The following is a 23,452-nucleotide window of genomic DNA, read 5'->3' as shown; positions in this document are numbered from 1 at the left end:
ACCTCGTCCGCGGCTGTTGTTTTTTGGACGGGCGGAAGTTCGTCATGCCCTCATCCCGCAAAGATGCGGCCACAGGGAAACCCCAATCGCCATCATCCTTCCGGCATCGATTTCCTCGGGAGGCTCACATGCATTGCCTGCTTTTGTCGCCGCGTCGTTTCCTGACCTCTGCCGCCATCCTCGTCAGCTTCGCCGCTCCGGCCATGGCTGCCGAACTTGAGACGTCCTCGCGCATCGACAACGTGACCGTCTATCCCGATGGTGCCACGGTCACGCGCCTGATCAATATCGATCTTGCCGCCGGCGATCACACCGTGCTGGCGCGCGACTTTCCGCTGTCGCTCGATCCGTCGTCGCTACGTGTCGAAGGCGAAGGTGCGCGCCTGACCATCGGTGCCATCGATGCCGCTGTGCCGCGCGCTGCGCCGCCGGCCAATCTTCCCGAGATCGATCAGCGCATCGAGAAGCTGCGCGACCGGCGCGCCGAGCTCGATGGTTCCATCGCGGCAGCTCAGGCCCGCCGCCAGTTCGCTCAGAATTTCGCGCAGAATTCGCCCGCCGCCCTTGGCGAGAAGGATCGCGCACGCCCGCTTGCCGAATGGCGCGAGGCTTTCGCGGCGGTGGCGGAGGAAGTCGCCGCTGCTGAAGGCGCGGTGCGTGACGCCAGGATCAAGCAGCGCGACATTGATCGCGAACTGGCGCGGCTGGAGAGCGAGCGTCGCGCCAATCCGCCGCGCAAGATCGACCTGCGCATTGGCGTCGTCGCTGGTCAGGCCGCGCCCGCGACCTTGCGAGTCACCTACACGGTGCGCAATGCCCGGTGGGTGCCGCTCTACGATGCGCGGCTCGACACCGATGGCAAGGGCGGCAAGCCGTCACTCGAACTGATCCGGCGCGCCGAAGTGGTGCAATCGACCGGCGAAGACTGGACCGATGTCGCGCTTGCCGTTTCGACGGCGCGCATCGCCAAGGGCGGTAATGCGCCGGAGCTGCGGCCGCTGCTGGCTCACTTCCCCGCGCCACCGCCGCCGGCCGCGGCCGCTTATGAAAAGCGCGACATGCTGGCGGCCAGGGCGCCGGACAGCGCGGGGCCCGAAGCGATGCCAGCGCCGGCACGCGAGCAGGAAGCGGCTTTCGAAGCCGGCGGCTTTCAGGCGGTCTTCCGCGTGCCCGGCCGCGTCAGCATGATGGCCCAGCAAGGCGCGCGAAGCTTTCGTCTCGCCACCACGACCATCGCGCCGGAGCTGATTGTACGCGCCGTACCTGCTCTTGATGTCACTGCGTTTCTGGAAGCCGGTTTCAGAAACGCGGAAGAAACGCCCCTGATGCCGGGCCGCGTCGCGCTTTACCGGGACGGTCTCTATGTCGGTCGCTCGTCAGTGGCGCTGACGCCGAAGGACGAGGAGGTGCGGCTTGGCTTCGGCGCCGACGATCAGGTGAAGATCGCGCGCACCGTCGCACGCAAGCTGGAAGGCAGTGCCGGCATCATCGGCTCGTCGAAGACCGACGAGCGTGAGTTCAAGATCACGGTACGCAACGGCCACAGTTTTCCGGTCAAGGTCAGCATCGAGGATCAGATCCCAGTCAGCGAGGCGGCTGACATCGTCGTCGAGATGCTGTCCTCGACGACGCCGCCGACCGCGCGCGATGTGCGCGACCGGCGCGGCGTGCTCGAATGGGCATTCGAGGCGGCGCCCGGCGAAGCCCGCGACATCAAGCTCGGCTGGCGCGTGAAGTGGCCGAAGGACAAAGCGGTGGTGCTGTCGCCGGCGTAAGATCGTTTGCTATTCCGGGGGGCGCTCGGGGCAGCGAGCGCGCCCGGAATAGCTGGTGACTATGCGCCCGCGAGATCCTCCACCCGATCCTGTCATAATTGATTAGCCGCTTTGACCTAGGTCATGGGACATCCGCCCCGGTTTGCATTAGGTTATTGACGCCATGGATGAACAAACATTCCCGACGGTCATGGAAGCGGATGCCGCTGCCGTTCAGCCGGCGCCGTTTCAGCATCCGGTGCCGGTGGTTATGCCGGTCGCGCAGCCGCCGTCCGCGCCGCAGACGGCCAGACCCTTGCCAACCGATTTCGAACCGGCCGATGCGCCGGATCGCCGCGACGCCTATGCTGTCACCGCCCTGGGCGACGTCATCGACCGCGCCCAACATGCCGCCGTCGCGCGCCTCACCATGGGCCTGTCGCCGACGGCGCTGATGCAGGCCTATATGGACTGGGCCATTCATCTTGCTAGCCAGCCCGGCAAACGCCTGCAATTGATCGACAAGGCGATGCGCAAATCGACGCGGCTCGCGCAATACGCCACCAGTGGCGCGCTCAAGGGCGAGCCGTGCGACCCCTGCATCAAGCCGTTGCCGCAGGATCATCGCTTCGACGGCGCGGACTGGCAGAAATGGCCGTTCAATGTGATGTCGCAGGCTTTCCTGCTCAATCAGCAATGGTGGCACAATGCCACCACGGGCCTGCGCGGCGTCAGCAAGCAGCACGAGAAGATGGTCGAGTTCGCGTCGCGCCAGGTGCTCGACATGTTCGCGCCGTCGAATTTTCCGTTCACCAATCCCGAGGTCATGCGCAAGACGTTGGAGACCGGCGGACAGAACCTCGCTGCTGGCTTTCAGAACTTCCTGCAGGACTGGGAGCGCAAGCAGAGCGGCAAGAAGCCGGTCGGCACCGAGAATTTCGTCGTCGGCCGCGATGTCGCGGTGACGCCGGGCAAGGTTGTCTATCGCAACCGGCTCATCGAACTGATCCAGTATGCGCCGGCAACCGCTGAGGTACGGCCCGAGCCGATCCTCATCGTGCCGGCATGGATCATGAAGTACTACATTCTCGATCTGTCGCCGCACAATTCGATGGTGAAGTATCTCACGTCGCAGGGCTTCACCGTCTACATGATCTCGTGGAAGAACCCGGACGCCGACGATCGCGACCTCAGCATGGAGGATTATCGCACGCTCGGCGTTATGGCGGCGCTCGACCGCATCGGCGAAATCGAGCCGGAGCGGAAGGTGCATGCCGTCGGTTATTGCCTCGGCGGCACCTTGCTGTCGATTGCGGCGGCGGCGATGGCGCGCGATCACGACGAGCGTCTGCAGACGGTGACGCTGCTCGCGGCGCAAACCGATTTTACCGAAGCTGGCGAGATGATGTTGTTCATCAACGAAAGCCAGCTCGCTTTCCTCGACGACATGATGTGGGAGCAGGGCTTCCTCGATACCACGCAGATGGCGGGCGCCTTTCAGATGCTGCGCTCGAACGATCTCGTCTGGTCGTATCTGACGCGCAATTATCTGATGGGCGAGCGCGAGCCGATGAACGACTTGATGGCGTGGAACGCCGACGCGACGCGCATGCCCTATCGCATGCACAGCGAATATCTGCACAAGCTGTTCCTCAACAACGAACTTGCCGAAGGCCGCTATATGGTTGGCGACAGACCGGTGGCGCTGACCGATATCCGGGTGCCGATCTTCGCCGTGGGTACGGAGCGTGACCATGTCGCGCCGTGGCGCTCGACCTTCAAGATTCACCGACTGACCGAGACCGAGGTGACCTATCTGCTGACCACCGGCGGCCACAACGCCGGCATCGTGTCGGAGCCCAATCACCGCCGCCGCAGCTATCGGGTCACGACCACGGCCGGCGATGCCCTCCACGTTGACGCGGACACCTGGGCGGCGACGGTGTCTCATAAGGAAGGCTCGTGGTGGCCGGAATGGAGCGGCTGGCTCTCCAACCGTTCCGGCGGCTGGGTCGCGCCGCCGGGTCTGGTCGGAGGCTACGGCGCCTTCGCCGATGCGCCGGGCCGATATGTGCTCGCGCCGTGACCGGTACGAGCGCGTAGCCTGTTGAAAACTAAGGCGAAATAACCCGCCCTCGCAGCCGGGGCAGGGCGGTTTGCCTTGCCTCCGCGGCCTCCATCCTTTATCCGAGGGTGGACCTGACCGGCACCGTCCGGCGTCAGTGTCCAGGCGCTGACGCGGAGATGAAGTTTTCATGGCGAATGTCGTGGTGGTCGGGTCGCAGTGGGGCGACGAGGGCAAGGGCAAGATCGTCGACTGGCTATCGCAGCAGGCCGACGTGGTCGTCCGCTTCCAGGGCGGGCACAATGCCGGCCATACCCTGGTGATCGGCAACGCCACCTACAAATTGTCGCTGCTGCCGTCCGGTGTGGTGCGTCAATCCAAGCTCTCGGTCATCGGCAACGGCGTCGTCATCGACCCGGAAGCCCTGCTCAAGGAAATCGGCCAGCTCGCGGCCCAGGGCGTCAACGTCACGCCCGACAATCTGCGCATCGCCGAGAACGCCGTTCTGATCCTGCCGCTGTACCGCGAGCTCGAGGCCATCCGCGAAAACTCCTCCGCCCGCATTGGCACCACCAAGCGCGGCATCGGCCCGGCCTACGAAGACAAGGTCGGACGCCGCGCCATCCGTTTCATGGATCTTGCCGATCTGCCGACGCTGGGCGGCAAGATCGAACGGCTGCTGGCGCATCACAATGCGCTGCGCCGCGGCAACGGCTTGGCCGAGGTCGATGCCAAGGATCTGTACAATCATCTGGCCGCGCTTGCGCCGCAGGTCCTGCCTTACATGGACTCGGTCTGGCGCCTGCTCGACGCCAAGCGCCGCGAGGGCAAGCGTATTCTGTTCGAGGGCGCGCAGGGCGCGCTGCTCGACATCGACCACGGCACCTATCCTTATGTGACGTCGTCGAACACCGTGGCGGCGCAGGCCGCGACCGGCTCGGGTCTCGGACCCAACGCCATCGACTATGTGCTGGGCATCACCAAGGCCTACACGACCCGAGTCGGCGAGGGGCCGTTCCCCACTGATCAGATGCACAACGACATCGGCAAGGCCCTCGGCGAGCGCGGCCGCGAATTCGGCACCGTGACCGGCCGGGCCCGGCGCTGCGGCTGGTTCGACGCGGTGCTGGTGCGGCAAACCGTCTCGACCTGCGGCATCGACGGCATCGCCCTCACCAAGCTCGACATCCTCGACGGCTTCGATGAGATCAAGGTCTGCGTCGGCTACAAGCTGGACGGCCGGACCATCGACTATCTGCCCGCCGGCGAGCATGCCCAGGCGGCGGTTGAGCCGATCTACGAGACCATCGACGGCTGGAAAGAGCCGACCGCCGGCGCCCGGTCCTGGGCGCAATTGCCGGCCCAGGCGATAAAATACGTCCGGCGAATCGAGGAACTGATCGGCTGCCCGGTGACGCTGCTGTCGACCAGCCCCGAGCGTGACGATACGATTCTGATGAAAAACCCGTTCGAGACCTGATCGCTCGAAGGACGAGAAATTCGTGCCTCACAATACTCGCAAAGCAGGTTTCCTTAAGCGCCAATGGCCGATTACTACCCTCTGATTGCCCGCGCCGTCGCTGGCCTCGACACCAACACGGGTGAAAACCGCCGTGCGTTGTACGAGCGCGCGCGCTCGGCGCTGGTCAATCAGCTGCGCAGCGTCGAACCGGCGCTCGACGAGGCGGATATCACGCGCGAGCGTCTGGCGCTGGAGGAGGCTATCCGGCGGCTGGAAGCCGAGGCGGCCAAGCGGCCGCGCGCGGACGAGGCGGAGCCCGAGGAGGCCTCGCAGCCCCGGCACGGTCTGCAGGATTTCCACAAGACGGTCACCGAGGCCGAGGAATTGGGCGACGCCAGCGCCGAGGCCAGCCGCGCCGCGCGCCATGCTTATGACGAACCTGCCTCCGGGACGACGGTGGGCGAACCGGCTCATGACGATTTCGGCGCAGCGGAGCCGAACGACTCGGATCGCGAGGCGCACGAGGATTTTCGTCGCGACGTCCAGGACATTCCGGATGAGCCGCCGGCCGACACAGCGCCGCATTATTTCGAGCCGCCAGCCGATGAACAGCCGGAGCCGGCCGAAACGCCGGAGCCCGATACACATCAGGCCGAAGCCTATACACCGCCGGCCGAGGTCGCGGAGCCGCCGGCCCAGCCTTATCCGCGTGCGCGCCGCAGTGCGCCGTTGTCTCCGGAGCCGGCAGACGAAGATATCGCCTATCGGCGGCCGGCACGTTCCTATGGCGGGCTGATCAAAGCTGCGGCGGCGGTGCTTCTGATCGGCGTGGTCGGCGCGCTGGGCTACTGGCAGCGTGACACCATTACCGGCGCTTACCGAAAGATGACGGCGAGTTCGACCACGACGCCGACGTCGGCGCCCTCGACGGCGACATCGGAAACGCCGGCCGGCCGGCCGAAGATCTCCGATCGCATCGGCGCGACCAACGACTCCTCGGCGCAGCCGGCGACGGCGCCGGCCGCCGCGGTGGCGCAGAAGGTCGTGCTATACGATGAGGATTCAACCGACCCGCAGGGCAAGCGTTATGTCGGCTCGGCAGTGTGGCGCACCGAAACCGTGTCGCCCGGCTCCGGGCTCGCGCCCGAACTGGCGATCCGCGCCGATGTCGAAATTCCCGAACGGCGCATGCGGATGACATGGTCGCTCCGCCGCAACACCGACAAGGCGCTGCCGGCGAGTCACACCATCGAGATCATGTTCACATTGCCGGCCGATTTCCCGGAGGGCGGCATCGGCAACGTGCCGGGCCTGCTGATGAAGCAGAATGAGCAGGCGCGCGGCGTGCCGCTTGCCGGCCTGTCGGTGAAGGTGACCAATAATTATTTCCTGATCGGCCTGTCATCCATCCAGGTCGACAAGGAGCGCAACGTTCAGTTGCTCAAGGAGCGCGACTGGTTCGACATTCCGATTGTCTATACCAGCGGCAAGCGCGCCATCCTCGCCATCGAGAAGGGCGTGCCTGGCACGCGGGCCTTCGACGAGTCGTTCAAGGCCTGGGGCGAGTAGGCTTGCTCATTTGTCCCGGGCGCAGTGCGTGCTGTGCTGACACGGGACCTTCACAAGCTCGAAAACCTCCGCGCTCCCGGAGCCGCGACGCAGCAGTGCATGCTGCGCCGCGTCCGTTACAAGCCGGATTCGCTCACTTCCTCCACGGAAACAGCGCTGCCGGGAAGTCAGCCGCGGGGCGTCGGATGCGCTCCGCGCTGCGATAGGTCGGCGCCGGCGTGCCATCGGCAACGACGAGCTTGCGATAGAGATGCCAGGTGGCGTGGCCGAGGATCGGCAGCACCACCGTCAAGCCTATGAAGAACGGCAGCGAGCCGATCAACAGCAGCGCCGCCACGATCAGGCCCCACACCGCCATGATCAGCGGGTTGGCGGCGACCGCGCGGATCGAGGTCAACAGCGCGCCGGCAGCACCGATGTCGCGATCGAGCAGCATCGGAAACGAGACGGCGCTCAGCGTCAGCGCGACGGCCGCGAACACGAAGCCGGCCGCGTTGCCGACCACAATCAGGGTCCAGCCGGCTTCGGTGGTCAGTACGTCGTGAATGAAGGCGGCCGCCGATGCCGGCGGCTTGTAGCCGAAATTGCCGATGTAGATCGCGTTGGCGACGGCCATCCACACCGCGAAGATGACCACCAGAAGGAGGCCGAGTGCGACGATGGCGCCGATCGACGACGAACGCAGCACATCGAAAGCATGACCGGCCGATACGTCGAGACCCTGTTCGCGCCGCCGGCTCAGTTCGTAGAGCCCGATGGCGGCCAGCGGCCCGACCAGCGCGAAGCCGGTGGCGAGCGGATAAAGCAACGGCAGCACGGAATAGCCGAAGGCGAGACGCGCGGCGATGAGACCGATCAGCGGATAGATCACGCACAGGAAGATCGCGTGCGTGGGCATGGCCAGAAAATCATCGGCGCCGCGCGAGAGCGCGTCCTTCAGATCGGCCAGTCCGATTTTCCGAATAGTGGGTGCGGCCGCACTGCCGGCCACGCCGGCGATGAGGTGAGAATGAGCCATAGGCGCCTCCCGTCTCTGGGTTGAGGCTGCCGTGGCACGTTTCCAACCTTGGCCAAATTGTTCGTCATGGCCGCAGTCATGCCACGAGCCTTGCTCTCACCCTAACACATGGCTGCAGCCGGCCATGTCACGTTTTCGCGCATTCGATACCGGAATCGGGCTCGTTCCTCGCGATAACCCCCGGGCGGCCTTTGATTTTCGTCAATGTCGGCGCTCAGCACCGCGTGCCAGAAATAACGATGCAATTCGCGCACGCGATTTGACGAGGCCCGCGATGTCATTAACCCCGGTTGAAACAGTCCGTTCGCCGCTCAAGCGATTCGTCCAGTGGTGGCGCGGCTTTGCCGCGATGCCGCTGGCGTCCGAAGTCGGCGGCGTTGAAGCCAACAAGATTGCGTCTGAAATCGGTGTGAGCGTTCCGGAACTCGAAGCCGTTCGCCACAAGGGCGCCGCAGCCGCCTATCCGATGTACCGGCGCCTGGCTTCGCTCGGCCTGGATGAAGAGCGGATCGCGCGCGACGAGCCGGGCGTGCTCAACGATCTGCAGCGCGTGTGTTCGCTGTGCGCCGACAAGAAGCAATGTCTGCACGAACTCAAGGCCGATCCGAATGATCCGCATTGGCAGGACTATTGCCCGAACATGCCGACCTTCGAGGCGCTTGAGGCCGAGAAGCAGGGCAAGTCGAAAGACTGAGCGCAGGCACTCTTTCTAAAGTTTTTTCTTGCGCGATCCCGCTGCTCGTTTTTTCAACGTCACCCGCTTGGCTGTGGCGCGGGCCGTCTTTTGCTTGACCTTGCGCCCGGTGACGCCGAGCGACCGCTTGGCGGCTGCGATGCGCGGTTTGAGTTTGCGGATGATCTTCTCGGCGCTGGCGATGGTTTCTTCAGCCGCGCGGATGTAGCGCCGCTCGACTGTCTGCGGCCGCGGGCCGCTCGAAACGAAGCGGTGATATTGTTTCTTCACCGCGCGCATCAGCATGTTGAGCTGCCGCGCCGCCTCGTGTTCGACGTCGCTCAGCACTTTCGGGGTTTTCATACGGTTCCTCCGGGTTCCGCCAACAATCGTGGCGGGCCGCAAAAGTTCCGGAAAGCGGCCAACGAAAAAGGCCGGGCTTGCGGCCCGGCCTTTGTTTTGTTGTTTGCGCGGTGCTCGTTTAGTGCATCGCCGCCGAGGTGACCTGCGCCGGCGCGCCGACTGACGGCGTCTCCAGCGCGGAGATCGAGTTCTTCACGGCCTTCTGCACCTTCTCGAAGGCACGCACCTCGATCTGGCGCACGCGCTCGCGCGACACGCCGAACTCGGCGGCCAGCTCTTCGAGCGTGACCGGGTCGTCGGCGAGGCGGCGGGCCTCGAAGATGCGACGCTCGCGCTCATTGAGCACGTCGAGCGCGCCGATCAGCGCCTTGTGGCGGTTATCGCTCTCCTCGCTGTCGGCGAGGATGCGCTCCTGGCTCGGCGCGTCATCGACCAGCCAGTCCTGCCATTCGCCGGATTCGCCGTCATCGCGGATCGAGGCGTTGAGCGAGGCATCGCCGCCGAGACGGCGGTTCATATCGACCACATCCTGCTCGGTAACGCCGAGCTGGGTCGCGATCGTCTTGACGTGCTCAGGGCGAAGATCGCCTTCTTCCAGCGCCGAGATCTTGCTCTTGGCCTTGCGCAGGTTGAAGAACAGCTTCTTCTGGTTCGCGGTGGTGCCCATCTTCACGAGCGACCACGAACGCAGGATGTATTCCTGGATCGCCGCCTTGATCCACCACATGGCATAGGTGGCGAGGCGGAAGCCCTTTTCCGGCTCGAAGCGCTTCACCGCCTGCATCAGGCCGACATTGCCCTCGGACACGACTTCCGAAATCGGCAGGCCGTAGCCGCGATAGCCCATGGCGATCTTGGCGACGAGACGGAGATGGCTGGTGACGAGCCTGTGAGCGGCTTCACGGTCGCCGTGCTCGCGCCAGCTGCGGGCGAGCATGTACTCTTCCTGCGGCTCCAGCATGGGAAACCGACGGATTTCTTCGAGATACCGTGAAAGACCGGATTCGGCATTGAGTGCCGGGATTGAAGCAGAACGGGCCATAAGCGCCCTCCTTTATAATGCCCCCGACGGATCGGCAGGCGGTTGTCACCGTCGCTCCCCGAGCCGACGGTGCGCATCCAAGACGCGCCCGCTCTCTCCAACGGACGCAGATGCAGCATAACGGTTTCAGGCCGACCACGCCAAGCATTGCGCCGTCACGACCCCGTGACCCCTTGGCGCGGATGCAAGCCGTTGAATTATCAAGCTATTTTTCGTCCATCGCCGGGGACGCACCGCCTGTTGGCGGCCTCGTCAACACGCTAACGCCGCAATTGGGCGCGCCGTTCCGGGCGGAACGGATGTTTCTGATCGGATTCAGAGACGTGGGAGTTCTCACGCGACAAGACATAAGCGCCGGCCGCCGCAATTCAAGAGACAGTCCGAAAATATGGGGCTGGCGAGGGACTTAGCCGCGCAGGGCGACCGCCAGCCGCGCCATGTCCGGCGGCAGCGGGGCCTCGAAGCGCAGCCGGTCGCCGCTGCGCGGATGGGAAAAGCCGAGAATCGCGGCGTGCAGGGCCTGCCGGCCGAGCGCGTCGAGCGCCGCACGGGCGGGCGGCGTCAGCCGGGCGGCCTTGGTCTTGAAGCCGGTGCCGTAAGTCTCGTCGCCCAGGATCGGATGGCCGATATGAGCGAGGTGAACACGGATCTGATGGGTCCGGCCGGTCTCGAGCAGGCATTCGATCAGGCTGGCGACCGGTTTGCCGTCGGCATCGGGAAAGGTCTCGCGCAGTTCCCAGTGCGTCACCGCCTCGCGTCCGCCTTTGCGAACGGCCTGCTTCTCTCGCGTGTGCGGGTGGCGGTCGAGCGGCGCGTCGATGGTGCCGCGCGTCCGATCGGGCGCCCCCCAGACCAGCGCCAGATAGCCGCGCTCCAGGCCGCTTTCGAGCTTGTCGGCAAACTGCTTCGACAGTGCGCCATGGGCCCGGTCGTTCTTGGCGACGACCATCAGCCCGGTGGTGTCCTTGTCGAGCCGGTGCACGATGCCCGGGCGTTTGACACCGCCAATTCCGGACAGGCTGTCGCCGCAATGAGCGATCAGCGCATTCACCAAAGTGCCGGTGGCATGACCCGCGGCCGGATGCACCACCAGTCCTGCCGGTTTGTCGATGACGATGAGGTCGTCGTCCTCGTAGACGATGTCGAGCGGGATGGCCTCGCCGGCCGGTTTGGCATCCTGCGGCGGCGGCAGGGTCACCGTGATGACGTCACCGAATTTGACCTGTATCGACGGATCAAGGATGGTGCGCGCCGGTTGCGCGCCGGCGATGCTGACCTGACCGTCGAGGATGAGGGCTTTCAGTCGCGAGCGCGACAGCGCGGGAATGCGGGCGGCGAGCAGGCGATCGAGCCGTGCGCCGGAGTCCTCGGCGGCGACGCTGACGGTTTCGGTGGCGCTGTCCATCGTGTCTTTATACAGAGAGCCGGTTCGATCCTGAACATGAAGGTGCCGATGTCCGCCGAGTCCGAACCCGAACCCTTGACGCCCGAGCAGGAAGCGGCCGTCGCCAAGGTGCGCCGGCTGATGCTGATCTCGTCGGCGACGCTGGTGATCGGCGTCGCCGCGGTGTTTGGCGTCATCGGTTACAAGGTTTTCACGTCGGGTGACAGCCCGGCCGCGGACAAAGGCGCGCCGCACGCGCTGATCGAGGCCGTCGACCCGCTGCCGCCCGGCGGCAAGGTGGTCGGCACCGCAATTGGCGAAGCGCAGATCGTGGTGACGATCGAGGCCGGCGGCGCCACCGAATTGCGCACTTACGATCCCGATACGCTGCGGCCGCTCGGCCGGCTGCGGCTGGCGCCGGCCCCCTGAGGCGGCCCAGCGGCGCTTGCGCCGGCCGCCAATCGCGGCTATCTCGGGGGCTCTTCCTGGCCTTCACGCTCCCTTCGTCTAGCGGCCCAGGACGTCGCCCTCTCACGGCGAAAACAGGGGTTCGAGTCCCCTAGGGAGCGCCAGCATTTCAAAAACTTAGTGGCATCCTCGGGCGTCGCCTTGGCCCGTACCCCGTACGGCGTCGTCGGGGATACGCGCCAGCAGCTCAAGCCGCGCTTCGATACGGAAGCTATCGGCTCTTGCGAGCGCAACGGCACTGCCTACCAAGTCTTCGAAGCCAAGTCCTCGCGGCGGCGTGCATTGCCTATTTCAATTTTGCGTTCAAGCGCTGTGCCGCCTGAACGCGCTAGGCCAGCCGTCTACAAAACAGAGCGGCGATGAGCGGGACCGAAGATGTCTTCGGGCGCCATCGCAGACATGCGTGCCGAACGCCGGGTTTTCCGGTTCATGGAGCTGCCCGTTGTGGGCTGGCTTAGGGGTGAACCACCGGCCGTGAGCCGTATTGGCTAATGCACTTTTATAGAGCTATCCGTATATCTAAATTCCCTCTTGTATACAGATACCGGTCCTGCCTACAGTGTTGCGTGGGTTTGCGACGAGGTGCCGGTGTTAGTCAGTCAACTCAGCGAAGAGCTTGCCGATCTTATTCTGTCGGGCTCGCTTGAACTCGGCGCGCCGCTCGAAGAGCAGGCTTTGGCCGACAAATTCGGCGTATCTCGCACGCCGGTTCGGGAGGCGCTTCGCCGGCTGGCAAGCTCGGGCCTGGTCGAACTGCGACCGCGTCGACCAGCGATCGTCCGCCGTTTGAGCTCCGAAGAGCTTGCCGATCTGCTTGAAGCGCTTGGCGAGATCGAGGGACTGTGCGCGCGCTATGCCGCTGAACGCATGACGCAGGGCGAGCGTCTGCTGCTCAAATCGCTTCTTGAAAAGTCGGCGGACGCGCTTCCGGACAAGGACAGCGCATCCATCCGCCGTTACGACGCCGAGCTGCACCGGCTCATCCACCAAGGCTCGCATAATCGCAGCCTTCAAAAGGTGGCGAGAGATATGCGGAGCCAGGCGTCGGTTTACAGCTCGGCCCCCTACACGATGCCCAATCACGTGTCGGATCCCAGTGTGCCCCACCGCCAGCACGAAGGGATTGTCCGGGCGATCCTCGCCCACGACGCGGACGAGGCGCAGCGCCTCATGGGCGAGCACATCGGTTCGACTCTCCTGACGATTCAGCAGCTCATTGGCAAGTCGCAAACGGCGTCGCGCCAGGGCCGATTGAAGCATGCCGCCGGAATGGTGCGTCCGTGACCGCGAAGGGGGAGGAAACATAGTGATGCCAACCGCCCAGGCCACGGACGCTTCGGACGCGGCGTCAGTGCAGCCCCAAGCCGCTCTTCTCCTCGACAAGGCCACTAAGAGCTACCTGACACCTGACCGTACGATCACGGCATTTCAAGATATCAGCGTCTCCGTGGCGCGATCGGAATTCGTCGCGGTCGTCGGCCCATCGGGTTGCGGCAAGTCATCGTTGTTGAATGTCATCGCGGGGCTGTCTCCTCTGACGTCGGGGGCATGCATGGTCGGCGGCGAACTGCTGCAGGCGCCGCGCAAGGACATCGGCATCGTCTTTCAGTCGCCACTGCTTTTCGATTGGCGCACGACCCTAGAGAACGTGCTGCTGCCGGTGGATATCCAGAAGCTCGGCCGCAAGAAATTTGAACCCGTGGCGCGAGAACTCCTCGAGCTCGTAGGCCTGAGCGAGTTCGCCACTGCTTATCCGCGTGCCCTTTCGGGTGGAATGCAGCAGCGGGTTGGGATCGCTCGAGCGCTCGTCAACGACCCCACGATACTCCTGATGGATGAGCCGTTCGGCGCGCTTGACGCCATGACGCGGGAGCACATGAATGTGCAACTGCAACGGCTGTGGATGGAAACGCGGAAAACGATTCTATTCATCACGCATTCCATCACCGAAGCGGTGTTTCTCGGTGACCGGGTGATGGTCATGACGCCGCGCCCCGGACAGATCGCGGACATATGCCGGATCGATCTGCCGCGTCCACGCACTCTCGATATGATGACTGACCCCGAGTTCGGCCGCTATGTCAGGCACATCCGATCATATTTCGGCACGCAGGGGGGGCTCGACTGATGATGAGCAGTCGAACATATCACGCCATGAGATTGGCGCTCTCGGTCGCTCTATTCGTCCTTCTCCTTGCCGTGTGGGAAGGTGTCATCAGGTTTTTCGGAGTCTCCTCCTACCTCGTGCCCCCGCCGAGCGCCGTTGTGGCCGCGCTGGCGCGCGGTCTGTCGTCCGGTATCTATCTCAACCACCTTCTGGTTACGCTCGTGGAGATCGCCCTTGGCTTCCTGCTGGGAGCCGGACTCGGGTTTTGCCTCGGCGTCGCGATCTCCCTCAGCGCTACGATCGACTTCTTCTTCCGACCTTACATCCTGGTGTTTCAGACGATCCCGAAGGTCGCACTGGCTCCGCTGATCGTCCTGTGGTTCGGGCTGGGCATCACGTCGAAAGTCGTCTCGGCTGCTGTCATCTGCTTCTTCCCCGTCATGGTGAACACCGTGACGGGCCTGCGAGCGGCCGATCCCGATCGCGTCTCCTTGTTACGGGCGATGGGCGCGTCGCCCGCCCAGATCTTCCGCGCGCTGCGTCTTCCAACCGCTGCGCCATACATCTTCGCCGGGTTGGAGATCGCCGTGACCTTCGCCTTGATTGGCACCATCGTCGCCGAGTTCCTGGGCGCCGAAAAGGGCCTCGGCATGCTGATGCAGAGCATGAACTACACCCTGGACGTCTCGGGTTCGTTTTCGGTGCTCGTTTTGCTGTCGTTGATCGGAGTGGCTTTGACGGGTGCGATCCATGTGGTTCGCCGATGGGTGCTGTACTGGGAAAAGTAGAGCAGCCGTGACGTCTGTGAACGGAAATCAGGTAAGCGAAGAAAGGGGCGAGAAATGAGACTGTCAAAAATAGCAGCGGCGGCCGCTGTACTCCTCGTTGGCGCTGTTTCGGCGAATGCGCAAGAGGTTCGCATCGGCGTCTGCACGCCGGTCATCGATGCATCGGTCGGCGCGCCTTTCGCGGCGGCGACGGAGTTTGGATGGTTCTCCGAGCGCGGCATCTCGGTAAAGGTCCTGCCGCTGGCGGGGTCCACGGATTGTGTCCTCGCCGTCGCCACCGACAAGGTCAAAGCCGCGCTCGTTGCTCCTGAGTCGGTCGCTCTGATGGCGACGAAAGGCACGAAGATTCAGATCTTCTATACGGTTTTCAACCGCAACATGTTCGGCATCGCCGTGCCGAAGGACAGCCCGATCAAGAGCTACGCGGATCTGAAGGACAAGCGAATTGGCGTCGTGTCCATGTCTTCCGTGGGGGTGGTGATTGCACGCGCCGCCCTGGAGTCCACCGGGCTCAATCCCGACACCGACGCCAAGATCGTGGTGTCGGGCCCGCCGGTTCAGTCGAATGTGCTTTTGAAAAGCGGGCAGATCGACGCTCTCAGCCAATGGGACATGTTCTACGAGATTCTGACCTCGATCGGTCTTCCGATGCGCAAACTGATGGACCCGGGCATCGACGATTTCCCGTCGAACGGCTTTGCGACGATCAGTTCAGTCATCGAAAAGGATGGCGACGTGCTGGCGGCCATTGGGCGCGGTTATGCCATGGGCACCCTGTATATGATGGAGCGCCCGGAGGAGGCTGCGCGGCTGTTCTTCAAGCACAATCCCGACAAGCTCGCTCCGGGCCTGTCGCTGGACGAGAACGTGGCGCGTAGCCTGCCGGCGATGCGAGCGGCGTCGCGGCTCCGTGCGCTGGCGGACGGTCAGAAGCAGTGGGGCTATAGCGATCCGAAAAAGTATCAGAATTATATCGACTGGCTCGCGAAACACGGCACACCAATCGCCAAGGTGCAGAGCCAGGAGATCATCAACAACTCGCTGCTCGACAAAATCAATAGCTTCGATCCAAAGGCTGTCACCAACGCGCGCTGATCGCGACGCCGCCCCACGAGGCTGAACAGGGGCGGCGGGAGCGAAGCGGCTCCTGCCGTGTCCTCGACGTCGATCCCCCGGGCCCACGCATCTCGATTCACAAAAAGACGAAAATCAGAAATGCACGATTATCAGAAGCCTGGCCGGTCGGTCGTCTATGCGCGCGACGCAATGTGTTGCACGTCTCATCCGCTTGCCGCGAAAACGGCCCTCGACATTCTTGGTCAGGGCGGCAACGCGGTCGACGCTGCCGTGGCCGGGGCGGTCGTTCTGGGATTGTGCGAGCCGATGATGGCGGGCCTCGGGGGCGACGTGTTCGCCATGATGCGGCTACCCGGAGAGGCGGACATCATCGGCCTCAACGGCTCGGGTAGGGCACCGCAAGATCTCGGCGCGGACGTGCTGAGGAAAGAGGGGCTCACGACCGTGCCGCTCGAGTCGGTTCACTCGATCACAGTTCCCGGCGCTGTGAAAGCGTTCGCGCGTCTCGTTTCCGATTTCGGCAGCCTGGCCTTGGCGCAAGTTCTCGCTCCCGCCATTCGCTACGCTGAAAATGGCATTCCGGTGTGTCACCGGTCCGCGCTGGATTGGCGGATGTTTGGCAATCGCATTTGGGGAAGCGGGAAGCAGCATTATCTCCGCAATGGCGAGGCATACGCGGCCGGCGACCTTTTCACGTCGGCACCGCAGGCGGAAGCCTTGCGGCTTATTGCCCGTGATGGGCCGGATGCTTTTTATTGCGGCGAAATCGCCGAGGATATGGTGCGGACATTGCGCGATACGGGTGGGCGACACCGGCTTGACGACTTCGCGGGCGTTTCGGCGGACTACGTCACCCCCATATCGTCCGACTATCGTGGCTACGAGCTGGTTGAACTTCCGCCCAACGGCCAAGGGGCGACGGCACTTCTGATCACGAAGCTGTTGCAGCAATTCGATGTCCCTTCTCTCGATCCGTTGGGCGCCGAGAGGGCCCATCTGGAAGCCGAAGCGACCAAACTGGCATACGCCGAGCGCAACCGGTTGCTGGGCGATGAACGCTTTTGTTCGGCGGGTCTGTCCGAGATGCTCAGCGAGGCGAACGTCCGCAGGCTGGCTGACTCCGTCGATCCGAAGCGCGTGATGACTGCGGCCCGGCCGTCGCGGGAGGCGGTTCATCGGGACACGGTCTATCTCTGCGTTGTCGATCAGAACCGCCTCTGCGTGTCGCTCATCTACTCATTGTTCCACCCCTTCGGCTCCGGGCTGGCGTCATCGCGGTTCGGCATCGCCTTCCAGAACAGGGGCGCGGGCTTCAGTCTCGAAGAGGGACACGTCAATGAGCTGCAAGGCGGAAAGCGGACGCTTCACACCTTGATCCCTGGCTTTCTGAAAAAGGGAGAGGGGACACTCATGCCTTTCGGCGTCATGGGCGGACCTTTCCAGGCGACGGGCCACGCTCATTTCGTCAGCAATATTGCGGACTTCGGAATGGACCTGCAGGAGGCGATCGACAGTCCGCGAGGCTTTGCCGACCTGCGGACCGGAAAACTGGTGCTGGAAACCGGCTATGCCGACGCCGTCGCCGCGCGGTTGGCCGAGATGGGGCATGACGTGGTGAGACCGGCTGTCGGATTGGGGGGTGCCCAGGCAATCTCCGTCGACCTGGAAACCGGCCTCCTCACCGGTGCCTCGGATCAGCGGAAGGATGGCTGCGCGCTTGGGATGTAAGGAGTAGACGGTCAGGTTGTCGGCATCCCCGGCGTCGGCGGCTCCTAGAGCTGCGTCATGCTGCTTTCCGGCCTCATCTCTGAAGCGAGCAATCCAGTTGCCGACCGAGGATCCTCGGCGGCGACTCCGAGCGCGCGCTCCCGGATGGCAGCACAATTTCAGGCAAAGCCCCGTCAATCGGTTTGATCGGCCGCGTTTAAATTTTGGCGCGGCTCACCCTGTCCGGACGCGGCACTTCACCGAGACATCGCATCGAAAATCGGCCCGCGGCAACGCACCGCCGTTGATGGCGCCCATGCTCATGCGGCGGAACCGGTGCGTCGTTGAGTGGGCACAAAAAGCATCTGCGCGACGGAACAATGCTCAGCAATTATGCAAGTCAAATAGCGTTTACAACAAGCGTAGTTATGTGACATTCTTTCTGCAATTGCCGGACGTTTAATTAGACCGATTTGGAGAAACCCATGATCAAGCGTTTGTTGTTGGCGGCACTGGCGGCTCATTTGTTTTCGTGTGCCGCGGCATCGGCGGCGTTTCCCGAGCGGACCGTCAGAATCATTGTGCCCTTCGCCCCCGGTGGCGTCACGGATCTTGCCGCACGCCTGCTGGCGCAACGATTGACGGTCAAATGGGGCCAGTCCGTCGTTATCGAAAACCGCGCCGGCGCTGGCGGTCTCATTGGTGTCGATGCGGCGCTTCGTGCGCCGGCTGACGGCTACACCATCCTGATGAGCACAAACGGTGAGGTCGTCATTCACCCGGCAGCATCCATCAAGCCGAAATTCAATCCGCTGACCGACCTCATCCCGATCGCGATGGTGACGACCACGCCTTACGCCTGGGCTGTCAACGTCAATTCGAGCTACAAGTCGCTTGCCGACATTGTGGGCGCGGCGAAAGCGAAGCCGGGCGATCTTTCTTTCCCATCGGCCGGCACCGGGAGCACGATGCACCTTGCGACCGAGCAGTTTGCCGCGTCGGCAGGTGTGAAAATGCAGCACGTTCCGTACCGGGGCGGCGCTCCAGCGGCAACGGCGTTGACGAGCGGAGAAATGCAGGTCGGCCTTGTTGCGCTATCGGCTGTGTCGCCGCTCGTCGACTCGGGTAATGTCCGCATTCTTGCCGTGACATCCAAAACCCGAAGCAAGATGTTTCCCGATGCTCCGACCGTCGCTGAAACCGGCGTCTTGAAGGATTTTCAGGCCTCGATCTGGACGGCGCTGTTCGCTCCCAAAGGCACGCCCGCCGATATTGTCGCGAAGATCCGCGTTGATACGGCTGAAGCGCTCAAGGACCCGGGTTTCCTCGAGAAACTTGCGGCTGTCGGCACCGATCCCGGCGATGCTGTAGGTGCTGAGTTGACCCAACGAATGACCCGCGAAATCGACGAGGTCAGCAAACTCGCGAAGGCGGCGAACATCGTCCTCGAATAGGCGGATGGCCGCGCAGTGCCGGATCGTTATTGACGATCCGGCCAGTTCGGAGCCCGTTCGGGGCGCACAAGATAATGACGACCGGCCTTGGTGCCCTGCGGCGGCTGACGACGTCGCTATCATGCGCCACGGCTCCGGACCCGTCTCGGGCCACGGCAGTATTCCTAATAAGATCAATTATTTAGTCGGTTGACGTTATAGGTCCCAGGCCTTGTGCACGGGCGCCCGCCATTTCACACTGAGATTTGTCGTTGAATGGCCGGAGGCGGCACTGTCCTCCTCGATCGGCGAGGGCATGCGGCCGATGCACCGACATCTCCATTGACTCACGTTACCGGGGCAATTACTTTACATGTAAAGTAATAACAATCGTCTCCGCCAGAGCGCCTGCTCATTCGGGCGGGTTGCGTGGCATTTCGTGCGTTGGTGAAATGAACAAACCGGGAGGTTTTATGCGCAAGATTGTCGCGCTGGCTGCGCTTACGTCATTGGCTTTCGCGAGTGCCGCCACGGCGCAAGAGATTACACTGCGCGCCGTCACGTCGTTTGCCGAGAAGACGACAATGTCTCTCGGCTTTGAACGTTTTATTGAGCGCGTGAACGAGGCCGGCAAGGGCGTCATCCACATCAACTATATCGGTGGGCCCAAGGCGATGCCGCCCTTCGAAATCGGCAACGCCCTCAAGAACGGCGTCGTCGATATCGCCAACGTCACCGGCGCGTTCTACACCAATGTGATGCCGGAAGCGGATGCCTGGAAGCTGCGGCAGGTGCCGATGGCTGAGGTGCGCAAGAACGGCGGCTTCGAGTACATGTCGAAGCTCTATGCGCAGAAAATGAACGCCGTCTTCCTCGCGACCTTGACCGGCGATACGCCGTTCCATCTTTACCTGAACAAGAAAATCTCCAGCCCGGACCTGACGGGCCTCAAGCTGCGCATCACGCCGGTCTATCGCGACTTCTTCCAGGCGCAGGGCGCAACCGTGGTGCAGACGGCGCCGGGCGAGGTCTACACCGCGCTCGAGCGTGGCGTGGTCGACGGTTACGGTTGGCCGATCACCGGCATCTTCGATCTCGGCTGGCAGGAAAAGACCAAGTATCGCGTCGATCCCGGTTTCTACACCGTGGAAGTGTCGATCCTGGTCAACAAGACCACCTGGGACAAGCTGACTCCGCAGCAGAAGGGCATTCTGCAGAAGGCGGCCGAGCAGGGCGAGCAGGAAGGCATCGGCAACTTCGTCAAGCTCAATGCCGAGGACACTGCGCGCCAGGCGAAGGTCGGGATCGAGACCATCACGTTCGACGCTGCGGCCAGCAAGCTCTTCGTCGACAAGGCCTACGAAGCCGGATGGGCCGGCGTCATCCGCCAGAGCCCGGAGCACGGTCCCAAGCTGCGCGACTTCTTGTCAAAGGCAAAATAGCAACAGCAATTCCGCTGTCCTGCTACGCGCAAGCGGAGCGGGACGGAGGGTGCTGCAAGGACGTCGTGGCAACTGGACCGCCCGCCTTACCAAGCGATGGCAGCGGTGCGTGATCAATTGAGCGGATCAACCGGCGGGCGGGAGAACGGCGTGAGTTTGGAAGAGACGACGATGCAGCGGCTCTCGACCTGGTACGGAGGCCTGCTCGACGGCATGCTGACCGTTGCCTGCCTGCTGCTGCTGGGCATGACCTTCCTGACCGGGGCCGATGTGCTGCTGCGCAATCTCGGGCTCGGTGGCGTCCCGCCGAGCAATGAGTTGTCCGAGTACGGCCTCTACCTCACCACCATCCTGGCGGCGCCGGGCCTGTTGCGACGCGGCCAGCACATCCGCGTCGATATTATTCTGCATATACTGCCGCCGCGCGTGGCCTGGCTCTTCGAATGGGGCGGCGACATTGTCGGCATGGTCTGCTGCATCTACTTCGTCTGGTACGGCGCTATCGTGACCTATGCGAGTTATGCCGCCGGCTCGGTGTCGATCAAGACGCTGGTGCTGCCGGAGTGGTGGATCTTCGCGCCCATGCCGGTGTGCTTTCTCATGCTGGCGATCGAATTCATCTTCCGGATGCGCTTCCTCGCGCTGGCGGAACAGGCGCCGCGCGCCGACGCAACATCGGCCTCCTGAGGACAACCCGAGATGATGATGTCGTGGCAGTTTGCGGCGCTGTTGCTACTCGGCGGTTCGACCGTGCTCCTGTTCATGGGCATTCCGGTCGCCTTCACCTTTGTGGCGGTTAACATCGTCGGTGCGTCGCTGTATCTCGGTGGCGCGGTCGGCATCGAGCAATTGGTGCGCAACAGCGTGCTGGCGGTATCGAATTTCTCGCTCACGCCCATCCCGCTGTTCGTGCTGATGGGCGAAATCCTGTTTCACACCGGCCTCGCGCTGAAGGTGATCGAAGGTATCGAGCGCCTGATTAAACAGGTGCCGGGCCGCCTCGCCGTCGTTGCCGTTGTTGCCGGCACCGTGTTTTCCGCGATCTCGGGCTCGACCATCGCCACGACGGCCATGCTCGGTTCGCTGATGTTGCCGGTGATGCTGTCGCGCGGCTATAATCCGGTGATGGCCACCGGCCCGATCATGGCGATCGGCGCCGTGGACATGCTGATCCCGCCCTCGGCTCTGACGGTGTTGCTCGGCTCGCTCTCCGGCATTTCGATCTCGAAACTCCTGATCGGCGGCGTCCTGCCGGGTCTTATCCTCAGCGTGGCCTTCGTCGCCTATATTGTCGTGCGCGTCATGCTCAATCCGAGCCTTGCGCCGGCGGCGCCAGTCGAGGAGCGGCATGGCTGGGCGAAATACGAACTCCTGGTGCTCTATGTGATCCCGCTGATTTCGATCTTTGTGGTTGTAGTCGGTGCCATGTCCGGTGGTCTGGCGACGCCGACCGAATCCGCCGCGCTGGGTGCCATCGCCACTATGGCGCTCGCGGCGGCCTACGGCGTGCTCACAAGGAAGGCGCTGATGGCCGCTCTGAAGGGGACCATGATCATTTCTGCGATGATCCTCTTCATCATCCTCGGCGCCACGACCTTCTCGCAGATATTGAGCTTCTCCGGCGCGACGGAGGGTATCGTCGCCGGCATCATGGGGAAGGGGCTCTCGCCAGCCATGATCCTCGCCGGCATGCTGCTGCTGCTCATCTTCCTCGGGGTCTTCGTCGATCAGGTCAGCATGATGCTGATCACATTGCCCGTGTTCATGCCGATCGTGCAGCGCCTCGAGCTCGACCTGATCTGGTTCGGCGTGCTGTATCTGATCTGCATGCAGCTCGGCCTGCTGCTGCCGCCGCATGGCATGTTGTTGATGACCATGCGTGGGGTGGCGCCACCGCAGGTGACCATGACCCACATCTTCCGGGCGGTCGTCCCCTACATCATCATGAGCCTCCTGCTGCTCGGCCTTATTCTGACGGTACCGGAAGTGGCCACCTGGCTGCCGGCGCTGCTCGGGTAAAGACGGACCAAACCGGGCCGCGCCGGCCCGATCGGGGCGATTCCGGCCCCGTGTCGAAGCCGTTTGACATTTAAAATGCTATATGGATAAATCTATGCATAAGCATATAAATGGAACCTGTGCGGATGGCTGCCGACAATCTCCGGTTCAAGGTGCAGGCGTCGTCCGCGGAAACGGATGCGGTCCGCAGCATCGTTCTCGCTCCTGAGGGCGGTACCGCGCCGGCCTGGGACGCCGGGGCTCATGTCCGTGTCGCGCTGCCGGGTGGCGGCACCCGGCCTTACTCCCTCATGGCGCTGCCCGGGCTGCCCGAGGGGCATTACGCCCTCGGGGTCCTCCGCGAGGAGGCGAGCACCGGCGGTTCGCGCTTCATGCACTCATTGAAACCGGGCGACGTCGTCGCACTGGCACCTCCCACCAATAATTTTAAGCTGCACGACGACGAGCGGCCGGCGGTGCTTTTTGCCGGCGGTATTGGCGTCACGCCGATCCTCTCGATGGCGGTCGAGCTGGAGCGGCGGGGTACGCCTTATCGTGTCCATTATGCTGGCCGCACCGCGGACAGCGTCGCCTTCGTGGCGCCGATGCGTCAGGTCTGTGCCGAGCGACTGTCGCTTCATTACGACAATGATGCCTCGCGCCTGGATATTGGTGTTGCCCTTGAGGCCGCGCCGCGCGATGCGCACATCTTTGTTTGCGGGCCGAAAGGCATGATCGAAGCCGTCAAGGCCGAAGCAACGCGCCGTGGTTTCGCCGCCGATCAAATCCATTACGAATTGTTCACCGCGGAGCTTTCAGCCGACGCGAACCGTTCCTTCGAGGTCGAACTGCGGTCGAGCGGCCGGGTGATCGAGGTGGCTGCGGACCAGACCATCATTCAGGCGCTCGAGCAGGCCGGCATCGACGTGCTGTATGATTGCCAGCGAGGTGACTGCGGCATTTGTCAGTGCGGCGTCATCGAGGGCATACCGGACCACCGTGATGTCATTCTCAGCGACGACGAGAAGGCATCGAATAAAGTGATGCAGATCTGCGTTTCCCGCGCCAAATCGGCGCGACTCGTGCTCGATCTCTAGGGAGG

General features: G+C 63.4%; 20 protein-coding genes and 1 tRNA gene. 17 read left to right on the top strand and 4 right to left on the bottom strand.

Annotated features, from left to right (window positions below):
• Window positions 1-128: 128 nt before the first annotated feature.
• The 4 genes from DXH78_RS01015 (at window position 129) to DXH78_RS01000 (ending at window position 6,850) form a co-directional block, all read left to right on the top strand.
• Complete coding sequence (locus tag DXH78_RS01015; protein WP_115515315.1) at window positions 129-1,775, top strand: mucoidy inhibitor MuiA family protein; 1,647 nt, start codon at window positions 129-131, stop codon at window positions 1,773-1,775.
• Window positions 1,776-1,938: 163 nt separating this feature from the next.
• Window positions 1,939-3,840 carry a PHA/PHB synthase family protein gene (locus DXH78_RS01010; protein WP_245416694.1) on the top strand — a complete coding sequence of 634 codons (1,902 nt, stop codon included), beginning with the start codon at window positions 1,939-1,941 and terminating at the stop codon, window positions 3,838-3,840.
• Window positions 3,841-4,009: 169 nt separating this feature from the next.
• The gene (locus tag DXH78_RS01005; protein WP_115515314.1) at window positions 4,010-5,299 is read left to right on the top strand and encodes an adenylosuccinate synthase; all 1,290 of its coding nucleotides are present in this window, start codon (window positions 4,010-4,012) and stop codon (window positions 5,297-5,299) included.
• Window positions 5,300-5,362: 63 nt separating this feature from the next.
• Window positions 5,363-6,850 (top strand): hypothetical protein, encoded by a 1,488-nt coding sequence (locus DXH78_RS01000; protein ID WP_115515313.1) that lies wholly within the window; start codon window positions 5,363-5,365, stop codon window positions 6,848-6,850.
• Window positions 6,851-6,983: 133 nt separating this feature from the next.
• Here DXH78_RS01000 and DXH78_RS00995 read toward each other — a convergent pair whose 3' ends face one another.
• Window positions 6,984-7,868 carry a DUF2189 domain-containing protein gene (locus tag DXH78_RS00995; protein ID WP_115515312.1) on the bottom strand — a complete coding sequence of 295 codons (885 nt, stop codon included), beginning with the start codon at window positions 7,866-7,868 and terminating at the stop codon, window positions 6,984-6,986.
• A gap of 274 nt (window positions 7,869-8,142) precedes the next feature.
• Here DXH78_RS00995 and DXH78_RS00990 point away from each other — a divergent pair, with 274 nt between their 5' ends.
• The gene (locus tag DXH78_RS00990) at window positions 8,143-8,562 is read left to right on the top strand and encodes a hypothetical protein (protein ID WP_115515311.1); all 420 of its coding nucleotides are present in this window, start codon (window positions 8,143-8,145) and stop codon (window positions 8,560-8,562) included.
• Window positions 8,563-8,577: 15 nt separating this feature from the next.
• On the opposite strand, the gene DXH78_RS00985 is transcribed toward DXH78_RS00990, so the two are convergent.
• The 3 genes from DXH78_RS00985 to DXH78_RS00975 form a co-directional block, all read right to left on the bottom strand.
• Window positions 8,578-8,904, bottom strand: a complete 327-nt coding sequence (locus DXH78_RS00985) for a hypothetical protein (RefSeq protein WP_115515310.1) — start codon at window positions 8,902-8,904, stop codon at window positions 8,578-8,580.
• 118 nt (window positions 8,905-9,022) lie between these two features.
• On the bottom strand, window positions 9,023-9,946 hold the full coding sequence (rpoH, locus tag DXH78_RS00980; protein ID WP_115515309.1) for an RNA polymerase sigma factor RpoH: 924 nt from the start codon (window positions 9,944-9,946) through the stop codon (window positions 9,023-9,025).
• 406 nt (window positions 9,947-10,352) lie between these two features.
• The gene (locus DXH78_RS00975; protein WP_115515308.1) at window positions 10,353-11,351 is read right to left on the bottom strand and encodes an RluA family pseudouridine synthase; all 999 of its coding nucleotides are present in this window, start codon (window positions 11,349-11,351) and stop codon (window positions 10,353-10,355) included.
• Between the two features lie 48 nt (window positions 11,352-11,399).
• Between DXH78_RS00975 and DXH78_RS00970 the strand changes: the two genes are divergently transcribed.
• The 12 genes from DXH78_RS00970 to DXH78_RS00915 all read left to right on the top strand — a co-directional run bounded on the left by DXH78_RS00970 (window position 11,400) and on the right by DXH78_RS00915 (window position 23,447).
• Complete coding sequence (locus DXH78_RS00970) at window positions 11,400-11,759, top strand: hypothetical protein (protein WP_115517656.1); 360 nt, start codon at window positions 11,400-11,402, stop codon at window positions 11,757-11,759.
• A 67-nt stretch (window positions 11,760-11,826) separates the two neighbouring features.
• A tRNA-Glu gene (locus DXH78_RS00965) sits at window positions 11,827-11,902 on the top strand.
• A 484-nt stretch (window positions 11,903-12,386) separates the two neighbouring features.
• Window positions 12,387-13,082, top strand: a complete 696-nt coding sequence (locus DXH78_RS00960) for a GntR family transcriptional regulator (RefSeq protein ID WP_210209485.1) — start codon at window positions 12,387-12,389, stop codon at window positions 13,080-13,082.
• 25 nt (window positions 13,083-13,107) lie between these two features.
• On the top strand, window positions 13,108-13,926 hold the full coding sequence (locus DXH78_RS00955; RefSeq protein WP_115515306.1) for an ABC transporter ATP-binding protein: 819 nt from the start codon (window positions 13,108-13,110) through the stop codon (window positions 13,924-13,926).
• Window positions 13,927-13,952: 26 nt separating this feature from the next.
• On the top strand, window positions 13,953-14,693 hold the full coding sequence (locus DXH78_RS00950; RefSeq protein WP_245416693.1) for an ABC transporter permease: 741 nt from the start codon (window positions 13,953-13,955) through the stop codon (window positions 14,691-14,693).
• 54 nt (window positions 14,694-14,747) lie between these two features.
• The gene (locus tag DXH78_RS00945) at window positions 14,748-15,788 is read left to right on the top strand and encodes an ABC transporter substrate-binding protein (protein WP_115515304.1); all 1,041 of its coding nucleotides are present in this window, start codon (window positions 14,748-14,750) and stop codon (window positions 15,786-15,788) included.
• Window positions 15,789-15,908: 120 nt separating this feature from the next.
• On the top strand, window positions 15,909-17,498 hold the full coding sequence (locus DXH78_RS00940; protein WP_115515303.1) for a gamma-glutamyltransferase family protein: 1,590 nt from the start codon (window positions 15,909-15,911) through the stop codon (window positions 17,496-17,498).
• 464 nt (window positions 17,499-17,962) lie between these two features.
• On the top strand, window positions 17,963-18,931 hold the full coding sequence (locus tag DXH78_RS00935) for a Bug family tripartite tricarboxylate transporter substrate binding protein (protein ID WP_115515302.1): 969 nt from the start codon (window positions 17,963-17,965) through the stop codon (window positions 18,929-18,931).
• A gap of 452 nt (window positions 18,932-19,383) precedes the next feature.
• Complete coding sequence (dctP, locus tag DXH78_RS00930) at window positions 19,384-20,352, top strand: TRAP transporter substrate-binding protein DctP (RefSeq protein ID WP_115517655.1); 969 nt, start codon at window positions 19,384-19,386, stop codon at window positions 20,350-20,352.
• 150 nt (window positions 20,353-20,502) lie between these two features.
• On the top strand, window positions 20,503-21,039 hold the full coding sequence (locus tag DXH78_RS00925) for a TRAP transporter small permease (protein WP_210209484.1): 537 nt from the start codon (window positions 20,503-20,505) through the stop codon (window positions 21,037-21,039).
• Between the two features lie 12 nt (window positions 21,040-21,051).
• Window positions 21,052-22,371 (top strand): TRAP transporter large permease, encoded by a 1,320-nt coding sequence (locus DXH78_RS00920; RefSeq protein WP_245416692.1) that lies wholly within the window; start codon window positions 21,052-21,054, stop codon window positions 22,369-22,371.
• A 125-nt stretch (window positions 22,372-22,496) separates the two neighbouring features.
• Window positions 22,497-23,447, top strand: a complete 951-nt coding sequence (locus DXH78_RS00915; RefSeq protein ID WP_115515301.1) for a PDR/VanB family oxidoreductase — start codon at window positions 22,497-22,499, stop codon at window positions 23,445-23,447.
• Window positions 23,448-23,452: the final 5 nt, after the last annotated feature.

This window comes from Undibacter mobilis (assembly GCF_003367195.1).
In the GTDB taxonomy this organism is placed as follows: Bacteria; Pseudomonadota; Alphaproteobacteria; order Rhizobiales; family Xanthobacteraceae; genus Pseudolabrys; species Pseudolabrys mobilis.
Note: the sequence above shows the minus strand (reverse complement) of the source record. Positions and strands in the feature narration are given on the sequence as shown.